This window comes from Aeromonas sp. L_1B5_3 (assembly GCF_963866575.1).
Lineage (GTDB): Bacteria > Pseudomonadota > Gammaproteobacteria > Enterobacterales > Aeromonadaceae > Aeromonas > Aeromonas jandaei.
Genome location: NZ_CAWMDN010000146.1, coordinates 64,338 through 79,194 on the forward strand (window position 1 = coordinate 64,338; position 14,857 = coordinate 79,194).

The 14,857-nt window shown below is 57.7% G+C and carries 12 protein-coding genes and 4 tRNA genes; 6 read left to right on the top strand and 10 right to left on the bottom strand.

The window, feature by feature from the left end:
* Positions 1-55: 55 nt before the first annotated feature.
* The 4 genes from AACR93_RS19330 to AACR93_RS19345 form a co-directional block, all read right to left on the bottom strand.
* Positions 56-2,014: an ATP-binding protein gene (locus AACR93_RS19330; protein ID WP_043851690.1), complete on the bottom strand. Its 1,959-nt coding sequence runs from the start codon at positions 2,012-2,014 to the stop codon at positions 56-58.
* Between the two features lie 119 nt (positions 2,015-2,133).
* Positions 2,134-5,214: a multidrug efflux RND transporter permease subunit gene (locus AACR93_RS19335; RefSeq protein WP_043851691.1), complete on the bottom strand. Its 3,081-nt coding sequence runs from the start codon at positions 5,212-5,214 to the stop codon at positions 2,134-2,136.
* 15 nt (positions 5,215-5,229) lie between these two features.
* Positions 5,230-6,363 carry an efflux RND transporter periplasmic adaptor subunit gene (locus tag AACR93_RS19340; protein ID WP_043851692.1) on the bottom strand — a complete coding sequence of 378 codons (1,134 nt, stop codon included), beginning with the start codon at positions 6,361-6,363 and terminating at the stop codon, positions 5,230-5,232.
* Positions 6,360-6,956, bottom strand: coding sequence for a TetR/AcrR family transcriptional regulator (locus AACR93_RS19345; RefSeq protein WP_043851693.1), 597 nt, complete (start codon positions 6,954-6,956; stop codon positions 6,360-6,362). The genes AACR93_RS19340 and AACR93_RS19345 overlap by 4 nt, the downstream gene beginning before the upstream one ends.
* 252 nt (positions 6,957-7,208) lie before the next feature.
* Between AACR93_RS19345 and AACR93_RS19350 the strand changes: the two genes are divergently transcribed.
* The 6 genes from AACR93_RS19350 (at position 7,209) to AACR93_RS19375 (ending at position 8,861) form a co-directional block, all read left to right on the top strand.
* Positions 7,209-7,285: transfer RNA gene (locus AACR93_RS19350), tRNA-Arg, on the top strand.
* A 51-nt stretch (positions 7,286-7,336) separates the two neighbouring features.
* Positions 7,337-7,412, top strand: a tRNA-His gene (locus AACR93_RS19355).
* A gap of 20 nt (positions 7,413-7,432) precedes the next feature.
* Positions 7,433-7,518 (top strand) — tRNA-Leu (locus tag AACR93_RS19360).
* Positions 7,519-7,581: 63 nt separating this feature from the next.
* Positions 7,582-7,658: transfer RNA gene (locus AACR93_RS19365), tRNA-Pro, on the top strand.
* Between the two features lie 223 nt (positions 7,659-7,881).
* Positions 7,882-8,322, top strand: a complete 441-nt coding sequence (locus AACR93_RS19370; RefSeq protein WP_043851694.1) for an RICIN domain-containing protein — start codon at positions 7,882-7,884, stop codon at positions 8,320-8,322.
* Entirely contained in the window at positions 8,319-8,861 is a 543-nt protein-coding gene (locus tag AACR93_RS19375; RefSeq protein WP_231556986.1) for an RICIN domain-containing protein, read from the top strand. The genes AACR93_RS19370 and AACR93_RS19375 overlap by 4 nt, the downstream gene beginning before the upstream one ends.
* Before the next feature lie 33 nt (positions 8,862-8,894).
* Here AACR93_RS19375 and AACR93_RS19380 read toward each other — a convergent pair whose 3' ends face one another.
* The 6 genes from AACR93_RS19380 to rpoZ form a co-directional block, all read right to left on the bottom strand.
* On the bottom strand, positions 8,895-9,707 hold the full coding sequence (locus AACR93_RS19380) for a Cof-type HAD-IIB family hydrolase (RefSeq protein WP_042031113.1): 813 nt from the start codon (positions 9,705-9,707) through the stop codon (positions 8,895-8,897).
* A gap of 89 nt (positions 9,708-9,796) precedes the next feature.
* Positions 9,797-10,837 carry an alpha/beta fold hydrolase gene (locus AACR93_RS19385; RefSeq protein WP_043851695.1) on the bottom strand — a complete coding sequence of 347 codons (1,041 nt, stop codon included), beginning with the start codon at positions 10,835-10,837 and terminating at the stop codon, positions 9,797-9,799.
* On the bottom strand, positions 10,837-11,499 hold the full coding sequence (locus tag AACR93_RS19390) for a CatB-related O-acetyltransferase (protein ID WP_043851696.1): 663 nt from the start codon (positions 11,497-11,499) through the stop codon (positions 10,837-10,839). Before AACR93_RS19390 ends, AACR93_RS19385 begins: the two co-directional genes overlap by 1 nt.
* Positions 11,499-12,230: a tRNA (guanosine(18)-2'-O)-methyltransferase TrmH gene (gene trmH / locus AACR93_RS19395; RefSeq protein ID WP_043851697.1), complete on the bottom strand. Its 732-nt coding sequence runs from the start codon at positions 12,228-12,230 to the stop codon at positions 11,499-11,501. Before trmH ends, AACR93_RS19390 begins: the two co-directional genes overlap by 1 nt.
* A 45-nt stretch (positions 12,231-12,275) precedes the next feature.
* On the bottom strand, positions 12,276-14,393 hold the full coding sequence (spoT, locus tag AACR93_RS19400) for a bifunctional GTP diphosphokinase/guanosine-3',5'-bis pyrophosphate 3'-pyrophosphohydrolase (protein WP_043851698.1): 2,118 nt from the start codon (positions 14,391-14,393) through the stop codon (positions 12,276-12,278).
* Positions 14,394-14,529: 136 nt separating this feature from the next.
* Positions 14,530-14,805: a DNA-directed RNA polymerase subunit omega gene (gene rpoZ, locus AACR93_RS19405; protein WP_026456240.1), complete on the bottom strand. Its 276-nt coding sequence runs from the start codon at positions 14,803-14,805 to the stop codon at positions 14,530-14,532.
* Positions 14,806-14,857: the final 52 nt, after the last annotated feature.

Consider the following 14,857-nt stretch of genomic DNA (forward strand, 5'->3'; position numbering starts at 1 on the left):
AGAATGCAATCACAGCATGATGGGGATAAAGCGGCTGGCTCACAAGAGCCAGCGCTCAGTTATGTTGAATCGGCAGGCGAATATGGAACTCGGCGCCGTTACCCGGTTCGCTGGCACAGTGGATGCGGCCGCGCAGCAGTTGCACCACCAGGTTGTAGATGATGTGAGTACCAAGGCCGCTACCGCCCTGGCCCCGCTTGGAGGTGACAAACGGATCGAAGATGCGCGGCAATATCTCCGGCGGAATGCCGCGACCGTTGTCGCTGTAGTCGATCAGCAACTCTTCTCCCTGCTGCTCCACCTTGATGGTGATCTTCTTGGGTTTGTCCCAGTTGTCGAAACCATGGTTGATGGAGTTGAGGATCAGGTTTGAGTAGATCTGGGTAAAGCTGCCGGGGAAGGAGAAGATCGACAGCTTGGGGTCGCACTGGATATCGACCTCGCACTGGGCCTTTTTCAGCTTGTGGCCGAGGGAGACGACCACCTGATGGAGATTGTCGGCGAGGCTGAAGTTGTAGCGAGCTTCCGATGACTGATCGACAGCAACCTGCTTGAAGCTGGCAATCAGTTCGGAGGCGCGGCGCAGGTTGCCTTGCAGCAGTTGCATCGACTCGTCGAGGTTGACGGTGAACTCGTTGAGATAGGAGCGTGAAAGCTGTTTTGATTCAATGTGCGACTTGAAGTCGGCAACCCGCTCCTGCAGATAGGAGGAGGCGGTCACACTGATACCGATCGGGGTGTTGATCTCGTGGGCCACTCCGGCCACCAGTGAACCGAGGGAGGCCATTTTTTCCGACTCGACCAAGGTCTGCTGAGCCTGCTTCAGATCGTCGTAAGCCTTGCCCAGCTGGGTGTTGGCTTCGCTCAGGCTGCGCGTCCGCTCGGCAACCTTGCCCTCCAGCTGCTCGTTGAGCTGGATAATCTCCCGCTCGACCTTCGTGATGTCGTAGCCAAACCCGATCTGGTATTTGAGGTTGGGCCCTTCGTAGAAGGGGACAAAGGTCCACTGCAGCACCAGTTCATGGGCCTGCTGGTCATGCATGATGACCACCTTGTCGGCGAGTGAACCCTCTGCCGAGAGGATGTTGCTCAGCTCCTGACGTTGGGCGTTGCTGACAAAGAGATCGAGCCAGTTGTGTTGCAGCAGCTCCTGCTGGTGGTAGCCGGTTAGCAGGATGGCTGCCGGGTTGATGCTGGCGATGGTGAGATCCGGCTCCATGCAGCAGATCACCATGTTGGCCGAATTGATCAGAGTGGCAGAGAAGTCGCGCTCCTGTTGCAACTGTTCCACGGCCTGATGGCGAGCCAGCAGCTCATCGCGTAGCCGGGTGCGCATCTGGTTGAGAGTGGCGACCAGGGTATCCAGTTCATCAGGCTTTTTGCGGGGCAGGGGGCGCCCCTCCAGCTCAAGCTCCATGTCGAGCCGATCCAGATTGAACTTCTGGGCATAGCTGGCGATGCGGTTGATGTGACGAACCACCAGATAGTAAATGATGATCAGGATGCAAAACGAGACCACCAGCGTCTTGATAGTCTGGCTGACCATGATCAGCACCGATTTCTCGATCAGGCGCTGGTAGATCTGCTCCAGCGAGGCTGCTACGAACAGCTTGCCCACCACTTCGCCTTGATAGGTGAGGTTGAATTCGCGGGAGATGTCGTAGCTTTCCCGCTCCACCCCCTGGGTCAGTAGCGGGACCTCGGAGTTGCCGAGCATCTCCTTGACCATCACGAACTGCATGTTGGGCAGGTTCATGATGCCCTCGATCTGTACCTTCACCTGCTCTTCATCCAGGTTCCACAAGCTGGCAGCGATAGGTTGCAGAAAAGAGGCCTCGATCTGGCCGATGCTGTCTTCGATAACGGCAACGTCCTTGCGGTAATCCCAGGCAAGTTGCAGTGCAGTGATGATCATCGCCAGTACGGTACTGCAGACCAGAATATAGGAGAGCAGACGGTATGAGAGTCCGTTACTGCCGACGGCCCTGGCGGTCTTGAAGAAATGTCCTGACATGGCGTCCTTGCGGTCTGGATGTGATATTTTTTAGTTTAACTGCTTCATGGACTTATGTCGTCTTTCCTGCAAAGCATAAAAAAGGCCCCGTTACGGGGCCTTTTGCTTGAGATGAACGCTTAGTTTCCGCTGTTTGCCTTGGGTGGAATGGTCTCATCAAAGACCGGCAGCGGTTTGTGCTCGGACGCCAGGAAGGTGTAGATCACCGGCAGTACGAACAGGGTGAACAGGGTGCCGATGGCCAGACCGGCCACGATGACGATACCGATACTGAAGCGCTGGGCGGCCCCTGCGCCAGCTGCATAGAGCAGCGGGATCAGACCGGCAATCATGGCGGCTGTGGTCATCAGGATTGGACGCAGACGCACTTTGGCGGCCTGCATCACGGCTTCCATCCGGTTCATGCCGTGCAACAGCTGTTCCTCCTTGGCCACCTCGCAGATCAGAATACCGTGCTTGGTAATCAGACCCACTAGGGTGATGAGGCCCACCTGGGAGTAGATGTTCATGGTCGCCAGACCCCATGCGAGCGCGATTAGGGCACCACTGATGGCCAGCGGAACCGAGACCATGATAACCAGCGGGTCGCGTACCGATTCGAACTGGATGGCCAGCACCAGGAAGATGATGGCCAGTGCCAGCGCGAAGGTGGCGTAGAGCGCATTACCTTCGGTAACGAACTGGCGAGCTTCACCCATGAAGTCGTAGCGATAGCCTTGCGGCAGCTTCTCGTCGGCAGTCGTCTTGAACCAGTTGATGGCATCACCCATGGCAACCCCGGGGGCCGGAACCGCACCTATGGTGGCGGAGTTCAGCTGGTTGAAGTGGGGCAGGGCGCGCGGCTCACCGACCACTTCGATGCTGATCAGGCTGCCAAGCGGGATCGACTTGCCGTCAGCGGCGCGGACGTAGTAACCCTTCATGGATTCCGGGTTGAGGCGGTATTTGCGCTCGACCTGCGGGATCACTTCATAAGAGCGGCCATCCAGGTCGATACGGTTGACGTAACCGTCCGCCATCATGGTACCCATGGTGATACCTATATCCTGCATGGTGATGCCGTAGGCACCCGCCTTGTCCTTGTCGATCTTGATCTTCATGGTGGCAGAGTCGTAGTTCAGATCGAGATCCGAATAGACGAACTGACCATTGCTCTCGGCTGCGCTCAGCATCTCGCCAGCTACCAGGAACAGGCTTTCGAAGCTGTTCGGGGTAGTGATGACGAACTGGATCGGCAGACCGCTGGAAGCACCCGGCAGTTCAGGGAACTGGAAGGTAGTGATGGCCATGCCCGGGATGTCTTTCACCAGTTTGGCAACGCGATCCAGAACCTCTTTCTGGCTCGCTTCACGCTGGCTCCAGGGCACCATGGAGGCGATACCGAACGCCTGGTTGGAGTTGAACACACCGGAGAAGACCTGGGAGTAGGCGATTTCCGGCTGCTCATCCAGGATCTTGTTCACATCGGCCATGGTGTTTTCGATGTAGTCCAGGTTGGCGTTGGAGGGGGCTGTCCCCAGTACCGCCATTACCCCTTTATCTTCCGATGGTGCCAGCTCACTCGGGATGAACTTGAACAGCAGCGGCAGGCTGGCGAAGACGATGATGGCAAAGACTACTACCACGATGCGTTTTTGCATCACGGCATGCAGCATGCGGTCATAGCGCTCGGTCATCCGCTCCAGCAGGTGGTGGACAGTGCTCTCGAACTTGCTTGGCGTTTCGTTGGCCCGGAGCATCTTGGAGCACATCATCGGCGACAGGGTCAGGGCGATGATGCCCGAAACGAACACGGCGCCCGCCAGGGTCAGGGCAAACTCCTTGAACAGCGAGCCGGTGATCCCCCCCATCAGGGCTATCGGCGCGTATACCGCCGCCAGCGTGACGGTCATGGCGATAACCGGCACGGCGATTTCGCGAGTACCGATAATGGCTGCCCGGAAGGGCTCTTCACCCTCCTTGATGTGCCGGTCCACGTTCTCCAGCACCACGATGGCGTCATCCACCACCAGACCGATGGCCAGAACCATCGCCAGCAGGGTCATCAGGTTTATCGAGAAACCGAACATATCCATCATCATCACCACGCCGATAAGACTGAGCGGGATGGTGATGATCGGGATGATGACCGCGCGGAACGAGCCCAGGAACAGGGTAATCACCACCAGTACGATGGCGGCCGCTTCCAGAATGGTCTTGATAACCTCGCTGATCGATTCGTTGATGGCGATGGTGGAGTCATACAGCACGTTCACCTGCATGGTGCTCGGCATGTTGCGCTTCAGACTCGGCAGCAGCTCCAGTACATCGTGGGCGATGTTGATGGGGTTGGCGGTCGGTGCGGCGTTGACCGCCATAACCACGGCTTCACGGCCGTTGGCGCTGGCGCGATAGACGTCGTGGCTCTTCTCCATCGTGACCTTGGCGATGTCGGAGAGACGGATCACCTTGCTGTCACGGCTGGCTACCACCAGACGCTTCAGCTCTTCGATATCACCGACCTGCGTTTCGGCATTGCCGTTGAAGAGGGTGAAGTAACCGGTCGCCTGACCCGTGGCAGACTGATAGTTGTTGCTGTTGAGCACTGTCATCACGTCGCTGGCGGTCAGATTGAACGCCGCCATCTTGGCCGGGTCCAGCCATACCCGCAGCGCAAACTTCACACCACCGTAGAGGTCAACCTTGGAGACCCCGCCGACGGTAAAGAGCTGCGGTTTGATAACCCGCTCCAGATAGTCGGTGATCTGGCTGGAGTTGAGCTCCGGGCTGGTGAAACCGAGGTAGAGCACCGCTGTGGTTGAACCGGTTGAGGAGGTGACCGAGGGGTCTTCCGCCTCTTTGGGCAACTGGGAGCGCACCGAGTTGACCTTGGCCAGGATGTCGGACAGCGCGGCATTCGGGTCGGTGTTGAGCTTCATGTACGCGGTGACGGTGGAGCTGCCCAGCTGACTGGAGGAGGTCATGAAGTCGATGTTGTCGGCTTGCGCGACCGCCTGTTCGAGCGGCTGGGTGATGAAACCCTGGATCAGGTCGGCACTGGCACCGTAATAGCTGGTGTTGACCGTGATCACCGTGTTGGTCACCTCGGGGTATTCCCGTACCTGCATCTTGAAGACTGCCTGAAAGCCCAGCAGGGCGATCAGGAAGCTGAGCGAGATTGCCAGCACGGGTCGTTTTATGAATATGTCAGTAAATCGCATCGCAGATCTCCGCGCTTACAGCATCGGGGTTTGTGCCGGAACGGCCAGAGCATCGTTCTCGACCACATGCACCTTGGTGTCATTACTCAGACGAACCTGGCCTGACAGCACGATCTCGTCGCCAGCCTGAATGCCGGAGAGTACGTGCACGTCATTGCCACGTCGCTCACCCGCCTTGACGACTACCTGCTTGGCGCGTTTGACCATCACCTTCTTGCCCTCTTTGTCGGTCTCTTCGCTCTCTTTGAGCACGTAGACGTTCTGACCATAGAGAGTGAAGGAGATGGCAGACTGCGGCACCACGATCTGGTTCTGTACGGTTGGCAGGATGATGCTGGCGCGGGCAAACATGCCGGAGCGGAGCTGGCCATCGTTATTCGGGATATCTGCCTGCACCTGGATCAGGCCGCTCTGGTAGTTGACGGCAGGCTCGATGGCGGTGATATGGCCATCAAACTGGGTCTGGGGATAGGCATCTACATTGATTTTGATGATCTGACCCAGTTTGATTTTGGAGATATCGGTCTGGGGCACGGTGAAACGCAGACGCATCACGCTGGTGTCTTCCAGACGCACGATATCGGTACCCGGTTGCAGGTACTGACCAAGGAAGACATTGCGCAGACCGACCACGCCGCTGAAAGGGGCGCGGACTTCACGACGGGCAATGGTCGCCTTCAGACTCTCGATATCCGCTTCCAGCGAGCGATAGGCTGCTTCAGCTTCATCCAGCTGCTCTTTGGAGATGGAGCTGGTCTTGTAGAGGTTCTGGAAGCGGTCAAACTTGGCTTTTGCCGCCGGCAGCTTGGCCTGGGAGGCGCGCAGATTGGCCTTCTCCACGCTGGAGTCGAGGCTCAGCAGCAGCTGGTCGGCCTTGACCGGCTTGCCTGATTCGAAAGTGATGGTATCAATGGTGCCGGACAGTTCGGTCGAGAGGGTAACCCCCTGATTCGGCACGATAAAGCCGATCGCCTCGATGGTCGGGATCCAGTCCTGCGCCTTGGTTACTATGGCCGTTACCGGGAATTCAGGCTCCGGCCGGTTGGCCATGTATTTGGCAATCATCTTCTGTTTAAACAAATTGAAGCCGATGACGCTGCCAAACAAGGCGATCGCTATCAGCAACATAATGGCCATCCACTTTTTCATGAACAGGCTCCTGAGGTGGTAGTATTGGGAGATAAAATTGCATTCCAGCTGGCACGAATAACAGTTTCCAACTGCTGTTCGGTCAGCGTGATCTTGTGAACCCCGCACTGCAGGGCCAGGTGTACCACACTGTCCAGGCTCAATACCTGGAGTGCTCGTATCGGTAAATCAATAAACAATTCTTGCTCAACACCTCGCTCAAAAAATCTGTCCAGTGGCTCCCATGCCGACAGCAGAACAGGATTGGTGGCCAGCTCTGCCCCGAGGGGTGAGCTCTCATACTGTAATTTGCATTTCAGAGCGTTGGGTTCGTTCACAAAAATGGCATGAATATTGAGCCATAATTGTCGAAATTGTTGAAATGAAACTTCATTGAAATTCACTTCTCTTATGACCAGCGGTACGCACTGCAATATCGTGTGCTGATGCAACTGTCGAATCAGATCATCCTTGTCATTGAAGTAGCGATAGATGGTGCCGGCAGCGACGCCGGCTTTCTTGGCGACTTCGGCGATTGACAGGCCATGAAAACCCCGTTCACCCAGCACCTCGTGGGCTGCATTGAAGATGATCTCTTTCTTGTCGTGACTCATCAGAATGAACTCGTGAATGAACGTTCATTCATTCTAGGTGGGGAAGAGATCAAGTCAAGGCGGCAACATGGTTAATACGGAAAATAGCGCCGGAAGCGATCATCCAGGCGAACCAGCGGGTGTGTTGTTGGGGGAAAAATGAGCCAAAAACGCGCCATTTGTTTGAAAAAACAACGCTTGGCGCAAAGGGACAAAAAAAGTGTAGACAAGCATGCCCCCCATCATTAATATTGCGCCCCGTTCGACAGCGTAGCGCCCGTAGCTCAGCTGGATAGAGCGCTGCCCTCCGGAGGCAGAGGTCACAGGTTCGAATCCTGTCGGGCGCACCATACAAAGTGCGCCGGTTAAACGGGCGTTGTTGTAGAACGAAAACAGCTGTGGTGGCTGTAGCTCAGTTGGTAGAGTCCCGGATTGTGATTCCGGTTGTCGTGGGTTCGAGCCCCATCAGCCACCCCATTTTACAGCTTGTCAGGTACGCGAAGGTGGCGGAATTGGTAGACGCGCTAGCTTCAGGTGTTAGTGCCCCCCGGGTGTGAGGGTTCGAGTCCCTCTCTTCGCACCATACTTGCTGTATAACGAGGATGACCATCAGGTCGTCTTTGTTTTTTGTAAGACAAAATATTCTCGGTGATTAGCGCAGCCCGGTAGCGCATCTGGTTTGGGACCAGAGGGTCAAAGGTTCGAATCCTTTATCACCGACCACATTCTGAAAAACCTCGCTTCGGCGAGGTTTTTTGCTTTCTGCCTCTCCCATCCTCGTTTTTCCACGTAGCTGTAACGTCTGTTTACACTCTATCCGGACAGTCTTGTCCTCTCTTCAGTTATCCTGCCAGCTGGAGTCCTTGGTGACCGGATGTCACAGACCTCTTTCAGGCTTGTTTTTATGCATAACAGAATTTCGATTTTCTCCCGCTACCCCGCACTTATGGCGGCCATGGTACTGGGCGGGTGTACCCTTAAACCGCCATCGACCGATGAGATGCTGAGCACGATCGTGGTTGCCCATCCGCAGAGCGAGTCAGCCCCCTCACTTTTGCTGACCAATAATGGTTTTTGTGTCGGCATTGCCCGCCAGCAGGCGGTGACACAGGTTTGCACTGATAAAGATGCACAACCATTGGAGTGGGATCTTGGCGAGTTGAAGTTGCAGCAGACCTGCTTACAGGCCAAGAACAGCAATGAGCTGATGTTGGCGCCCTGTGATGGCCATGCGCAGTGGGTGTGGCAGGAGGACAAACTCTTTAACAGCAAGGTCTCCCGTTGTCTGGATGTCGCTGGCCGACGTCACTTTGCGAATACGCCTCTGCGTCTGGCTGACTGTTACGGTGGGGCCAACCAGAGCTTTCTGGTCGGGGGGATTGAATGATTCGCCCGTCACCTCTGATTGCTGCGTGTCTGTCGCTCTCTCTGGGAGGGTGCCAGAATCTCGACTCTTCTGATCTGCTGTTGGGTACTGTGGTGATTGGCGCCATCGGTGCCGCTGCGTATTACGGCCACAAGCAGGAAAAGAAAGAAGCTCGTGTCCGGGAAGAGCATGGTGGACAAATCGTGGCAGCCAATGGCAAATGTCTCGATATTGCCGGTGGTGTACGTAATGGTAACCGCTTGCAGCTATGGGATTGTCACGGCGGGGATAACCAGCGTTTTCGTCTTGATGGCAATGCCATAAGGGTTGGCGACAAGTGTCTGGATGTTGCCGGGGGCGGCCGCGATGCCGGTGCCAGGGTGATTGCTTGGGATTGCCATGGTGGCGACAACCAGCAGTGGCGCTGGGAGCGAGATCGGCTCATCAGCCGCAGCAGCAAGCTCTGTCTGGATGTTGCTCAGAGGGGAAGCGCCAATGGCACTCCCCTGATCCTCTGGCAGTGCCACGGCGGTGACAACCAGCGCTTTCGGCGGAAGTAATAAAAACGGGAACCCGATGGTTCCCGTTTTTATTTAGCTGGCGACCGGTTCCAGTTCGAAACAGCGCTCCAGATAGACGGCAACGCCATCTTCATCGGAGGTGAGTGTTTGCTCATGCTCCGGCAGCGCCATTTTCAGGCGGTCGTGGGCGTTACCCATGACGATGCCGCGACCTACCATGCTCAGCATTTCGAAGTCGTTCATACCGTCACCGAAGGCGATGGCCTGGGACATCTCCAGCCCGTGTTGCTCCAGTACGGCGCGCACCGCATTGCCCTTGTGGACGCCGGCGTGCATCACTTCGAGGCAATCCGGCAGGGAGAAAGTGACGTTGAGCTGGTCGCCGTAGCGCTGGTTGAGGTGTGCCTCGATCTTCAGCAGCTTCTCGTGCTCGCCGATGTAGAAGACCTTGTTGATCTGCTCCATCGACTCCTGTTTCAGGTCATCGACCAGACGATAGGTGAAGCCGGATTCGTCGTGGAATTGCAGCAACCAGGGCAGCTCCTCCTCGACCACCCAGTCATCGCCCTGATAGACGTTGAGATGGATGGATGGGTCACGTTCGAGCGCAACCAGCTCGGCTGCGATGTCGGTCGGCAGCGGCTGGTTGAACACCAGTTTGCCCTGCTTGTCATGCACCACAGCGCCGTTGGAGGTGATGAGGTAGATATCCAGACCGAGCGCATCGCGGAAGCTGCGTACATCGACGTGGTGACGGCCGGTGGCGACCACGAATTTCACGCCCTGCTCAACCAGACGGCGGACGGTCTCCCGGGTGCGGGAGGAGATCTGGTGCTGCTTGTTGAGCAGAGTTCCATCGAGATCGGATACAACTACCTTGAACATCTTTACCTCGGCATCAATTGAAAGCGGGGGCAGTTTACCCCAGCCAGCATGGTCACCCCATTTATTTAGGGTTACAAAAAATAGCCAGCCTAGTAGCGGGCGAAGAAATCGAGCATGGCGGTCAGTGCGGGCTGGCGCTTGTCGTCGGATTCGATGAAGAGCTCGTGCCAGGCCCCTTCAATTCGCAGCGGCTTGCCCCCTTCGCAGTTGGCTTTGGTGCAAAACGCATCCTGCGCCGCATTGTCCACTACGCTGTCGTTGCCAGCCTGCAGTAGCAGCAGCGGCGTCTTGATGGCGCCCGCATCGGCGATGGCGGCATCGGCACCGGTGATCCCCTGATAAATCCAGTGGGCGGTGGCCCCCCCCAGCTTGATCTGCGGGTGCTGCTCATAAATCTGGCGGAAAGCCTGATAGCGGGACTGGCTGTGAGTCAGCTCGTTATCGGCAAAGCCATGATCCTGATAGGGGCCCTGACCCGGCCCATAGGGTGGTTCGCCAAACCAGCCGCCGACTGTGCCTATGGTGGTGGCCAGTCCCTTGGCCAGCCATTTGGGCAGGCCGCCCAGATTGATGCCCAGCATGGGGGAGGAGAGCACGGCGGCGCGGATATCATCGGGCCAGCGCTCCAGATAGCGGGCCGAGATGGCCCCCCCCATGGAGTGAGCCAGCAGGAACAGCTTGGCGGGCTTGTCCGCCATGATTATCTGGTCGTGAAACTGCTTCATATCGACGACATAATCGTCGAACTGGTCGACATATCCCTTGTCATGGTCGCTCAGCATGCGGCCGGACATCCCCTGACCACGATGGTCGATAAGGTAGAGGCTGTAGCCCTGGCGCCAGAGATCCCACGCCAGCTCCTGATACTTGAGGTAGCTTTCTACCCGGCCGTTGACGATCAGGATGGCGCGATCAACCTTCTCCTGCCGCAGCGCGGCATAGCGGATGGCGACGCCATCCTTGCCCTTGAACTCTCCTTCTATCGCATGCTGGCGCCAGAAGTCGGGCAGGGTTTGTTGGTAGAGGGTGGGTACATCGGCTTCGCTGGTCAGCGCATAGGGTTTGGTCACGGCAAGGGCTCCGGCAGAAAACAGGGTCAGGGCCAACAGGGGGATCGAGAGGGATTTCATCAGGCACACTCCGTTTGCCAGTATTGATAAAGCATTGCGATGTCACCGGAGCAGAGCAGCGACATGGCGCTTTGCAGTGTGGGCAGAGGCCAGTCCCACCACTGCATCTCTTGCAGCATGGCGATCTGCTCATCGTTGAAACGACGGCGGATCGGTTGGGCCGGATTGCCGCCGACTATGGTGTAAGGGGCCACATCCTTGGTCACCACGGCGCGGGTGGCGATGACGGCGCCATCACCTATGGTGATGCCGGGCATGATCATCGCTTCCGAGCCGATCCAGACATCGTTGCCGATCCGGGTATCTCCTTTGCGCAGAAAGCCACTACGAGCCCCTTCGCCAAAGGTATCGGGGTTGAACGGAAAGGTGGAGACCCAATCCAGCCGGTGGCCCTGATTGCCTGCCAGCATGAAGGTGGCACCCGAGGCGATGGAGCAGAACTTGCCGATGATCAGGCGGTCTACTTCTGTACCCCACTCGCCGCTGTCCCAGCTTGCTCTGGTCGAGCCATCCCCGAGTAAATAACGGACACAGTGATCCTCGAACGGCTTGCCGTGGTAGTAGCCGGAGTAGTAGCTGTAGTCGCCGGCCTCTATGTTCGGGTTGGTCAGGTGATCCCGGATGATGCGGGACTCCAGCCAGCTGCCAAAAGGGTTCTCCATCACTCCTCCTGTAGGTCGTCCTGCTCGATCTGCTGGGCCCAGCCTTTGCGGGTCAGCTGCATCCGCTGCCACCACTCTTCGTCCGCCAGAATTTCACCGGCAGGGCCGAGCTGGGGGTAGGGCATCTCTTTCTCTTTGCAGAGCTGGGCATAGATGGGATATCCACCCTCGAACAGGATGCTGTTCTGCTCCTCCGGAGTGAGCGGGCAGCCGCGTTGATAGCAACCGGCCAGCTCGCGCTGGCGCTGTGCCTCGTAGAGGATGGCGGCTGCGGCCACCGAGACGTTGAGGGATTGCACCATGCCCACCATGGGGATGACGATATGGTGATCGGCCAGCGCCAGCGCCTCTTCGCCGATGCCGTGTTTCTCCTGTCCCACCAGAATGGCGGTCGGTTTGGTGTAGTCGATGGCGCGAAAATCGACCGAGCTGTCGGAGAGGTGGGTTGCCAGAATCTGCATGCCGGAGGCTTTCAGCTCGGCTACCGCGCTGCCGATATCCGGGTGCAGTTTTACATCCACCCAGTTCTGGCTGCCGCGGGCGGTGCCCTTGCGCTTGTGGATCCAGGTTTTGGGCCAGACGGCGTGTACCCGGTGGATGCCGATGGCATCGGCGGTACGCACGATGGCAGCCAGGTTGTGAGGTTTGTGCACCTCTTCCATACAGACGGTCAAATCGAGCTGACGCTGGGCCAGCATATCGGTGATGCGCTTGAAGCGTTCGGGGGTCATGGTTGTCTCTTAAAAAGCAGCAGGCGGCTTGCGCCGCCTGTGTGATCAGTTCTTTTGCCGGCTCACCTTGAGCACGTTGGGCATGACGCGGATCTTGCGCATGATGTTGGCCAGATGGATGCGACTCTTGGTGGTGATGAGCAGGCTCACCTGATAGACCCGGCCATCTTTCTCTTCGGTGCTGATGGCGTGAATGTTGGCACCGGTGGCAGCAATCACGTTGGCCAGCTCGGCCAGCGCACCCTGATGATTGATTATCTCGATGCTGATGCCGGTGCGGAACTCCTGTTCCTGCTCCTTGTCCACTTCCCACTGCACCGGCAAGTACTTGTCCGGCTCCTTGCTGTAGCCCTTGATGTTGCGACAGGCTTCCTGGTGGATCACCAGACCCTTGCCCGGGCTGATGTGGGCGATGATGGCATCCCCCGGGATCGGGCGGCAGCAGTTGGCGAAGGTGACCAGCATGCCGTCGGCACCCTTGATCGGCATCTTCTTGCTGCTGGTTTTGGGCTGTTCTTCCGGCGGCAACTCATCCCCCAGCATGCGACGCGCCACCATGACACTCATGGCGTTGCCGAGGCCCACATCGGCCAGCAGCCCCTGCAGGTTCTCGTGCTTGGTATCGGCCAGCACCTGTTTGATGCGCGGCTCGGGAATGTCTTCGATATTCTTGGCGCCCAGAGCATGGTTGAGCAGGCGGCGACCTAGCACCACCGACTCTTCGGTACGCAGGTTCTTGAGGAACTGGCGGATCTTGGAACGGGCCTTGGTGGTCACCACAAAGTTGAGCCATGCCGCGTTGGGGCGAGCGCCCGGCGCAGTGATGATCTCCACCGTCTGGCCCGAGTGCAGCGGACTGCTGAGCGGATAGGGGTGGCGGTCGACCCGCGAACCGACGCAGGCGTGGCCGATATCGGTGTGCACCGTGTAGGCAAAATCCACCGGCGTGGCGCCAGCGGGCAGCTCCATGATGCGCCCTTCGGGGGTAAAGACGTAGATTTCGTCGGGGAAGAGGTCGGTTTTGACCCCTTCGATAAATTCAAAGGAGCTGCCAGCGCTCTGCTGCAATTCCAGCAGGCTCTGCATCCAGCGCTGGGCGCGGATCTGGGCGGTAGTGCCCGAACTGTCGCCATCCTGCTTGTAGGCCCAGTGGGCGGCAACCCCTTTATCGGCCATCTGATCCATAAATTCGGTGCGGATCTGCACCTCGACCGGCACCCCGTGCGGCCCCACCAGCGAGGTGTGCAGCGACTGGTAGCCGTTGGTCTTGGGGATGGCGATGTAATCCTTGAAGCGGCCGGGGCGCGGCTTGTAGAGGCTGTGCATCTGCCCCAGCACCCGGTAACAGGTATCTATGTCCTTCACTTTGACCCGAAAGGCGTAGATATCCATTACCTCATGAAATTGCAGCTCTTTTTTCTCCATCTTGTTGTAGATGGAGAAGAGGTTCTTCTCGCGGCCACTGACCTGATGTTCGATCCCAGCCTCTTTCAGACGACCGCTGATTTCGCTCTGGATGGAGTCGATGATCTCGCGGCGATTGCCACGGGCGCGGCGCACCGATTCGCGCAACACGCGGGAGCGCATCGGATAGAGCGCCTCGAAGCCCAGCTCTTCCAGCTCGTTCTTCATGGTGTGAATACCGAGGCGGTTGGCGATGGGGGCGAAGATTTCGAGGGTTTCCCGGGCGATGCGGCGGCGCTTGTCCGGTCGCAGCGAGCCCAGGGTGCGCATATTGTGGGTGCGGTCGGCCAGCTTGATCAGAATGACCCGGATATCCTGGGTCATCGCCATCACCATCTTGCGGAAGTTCTCGGCCTGAGCCTCTTTGCGATCGCGAAACTTCAGCTTGTCGAGCTTGGAGACCCCGGCTACCAGCTCGGCGACCGCATCGCCAAACTGTTCGGCCAGATCGGCCTTGGTGATAGGGGTATCCTCAATGACGTCGTGCAGCACGGCGGCCATCAGGGTTTCATGATCGAGGCGCATATCGCCCAGAATTCGGGCTACGGCGACGGGGTGAGTGATATAGGGCTCGCCACTGGAACGCATCTGTCCCTGGTGGGCATCACGGGCCACCACATAGGCTTGCCTGAGCTTCTCGACCTGCTCGGGCGGCAGGTAGGAACTGGCTATTTCTTTAAGATTTTCAAATAAATACAAGACAGTCCCCGCAGCGGTGAAACGGCAATTCGTGGAGTTGAGCGTGTAGACCTGAGTTTGCGAGGTTTTCGAGCGGTTGTAAATGGGGATGAACAGTCGGCACCCGGGCGGGTGCCGACTATGGGGAAAGAGTGACTTAACCGCGGCCTTCGGCGATGGCAGCAACGGCAGCCAGCTCGGCGGCTTCCTGTTCTTGCTGCTCGTAGCGATCCTGGGTGTCCATTACCTGGTTGTTTACCAGACCCAGCTCGATCTCACGCAGGGCGATCACGGTCGGCTTGTCGTTCTCTTCTTCAACCAGCGGATCTTTGCCTTGAACCGCGATTTGACGGGCGCGGCGTGCGGCGACCAGCACCAGGTCAAAACGGTTACCAACCTGTTTTACAGCATCTTCTACAGTAACGCGTGCCATGCAGGACTCCAGTTATGTGGGCTTTCTGTGTTTAGAAAAGCGGTGTTTAAAA

What these genes read in the sequence shown, in the direction of transcription:
- AACR93_RS19330 (WP_043851690.1), bottom strand. Translation starts at nt 2,014, where the DNA reads ATGTCAGGACATTTCTTCAAGACCGCCAGGGCCGTCGGCAGTAACGGA.
- AACR93_RS19335 (WP_043851691.1), bottom strand. Translation starts at nt 5,214, where the DNA reads ATGCGATTTACTGACATATTCATAAAACGACCCGTGCTGGCAATCTCG.
- AACR93_RS19340 (WP_043851692.1), bottom strand. Translation starts at nt 6,363, where the DNA reads ATGAAAAAGTGGATGGCCATTATGTTGCTGATAGCGATCGCCTTGTTT.
- AACR93_RS19345 (WP_043851693.1), bottom strand. Translation starts at nt 6,956, where the DNA reads ATGAGTCACGACAAGAAAGAGATCATCTTCAATGCAGCCCACGAGGTG.
- AACR93_RS19370 (WP_043851694.1), top strand. Translation starts at nt 7,882, where the DNA reads ATGGCGGCCATGGTACTGGGCGGGTGTACCCTTAAACCGCCATCGACC.
- AACR93_RS19375 (WP_231556986.1), top strand. Translation starts at nt 8,319, where the DNA reads ATGATTCGCCCGTCACCTCTGATTGCTGCGTGTCTGTCGCTCTCTCTG.
- AACR93_RS19380 (WP_042031113.1), bottom strand. Translation starts at nt 9,707, where the DNA reads ATGTTCAAGGTAGTTGTATCCGATCTCGATGGAACTCTGCTCAACAAG.
- AACR93_RS19385 (WP_043851695.1), bottom strand. Translation starts at nt 10,837, where the DNA reads ATGAAATCCCTCTCGATCCCCCTGTTGGCCCTGACCCTGTTTTCTGCC.
- AACR93_RS19390 (WP_043851696.1), bottom strand. Translation starts at nt 11,499, where the DNA reads ATGGAGAACCCTTTTGGCAGCTGGCTGGAGTCCCGCATCATCCGGGAT.
- trmH (WP_043851697.1), bottom strand. Translation starts at nt 12,230, where the DNA reads ATGACCCCCGAACGCTTCAAGCGCATCACCGATATGCTGGCCCAGCGT.
- rpoZ (WP_026456240.1), bottom strand. Translation starts at nt 14,805, where the DNA reads ATGGCACGCGTTACTGTAGAAGATGCTGTAAAACAGGTTGGTAACCGT.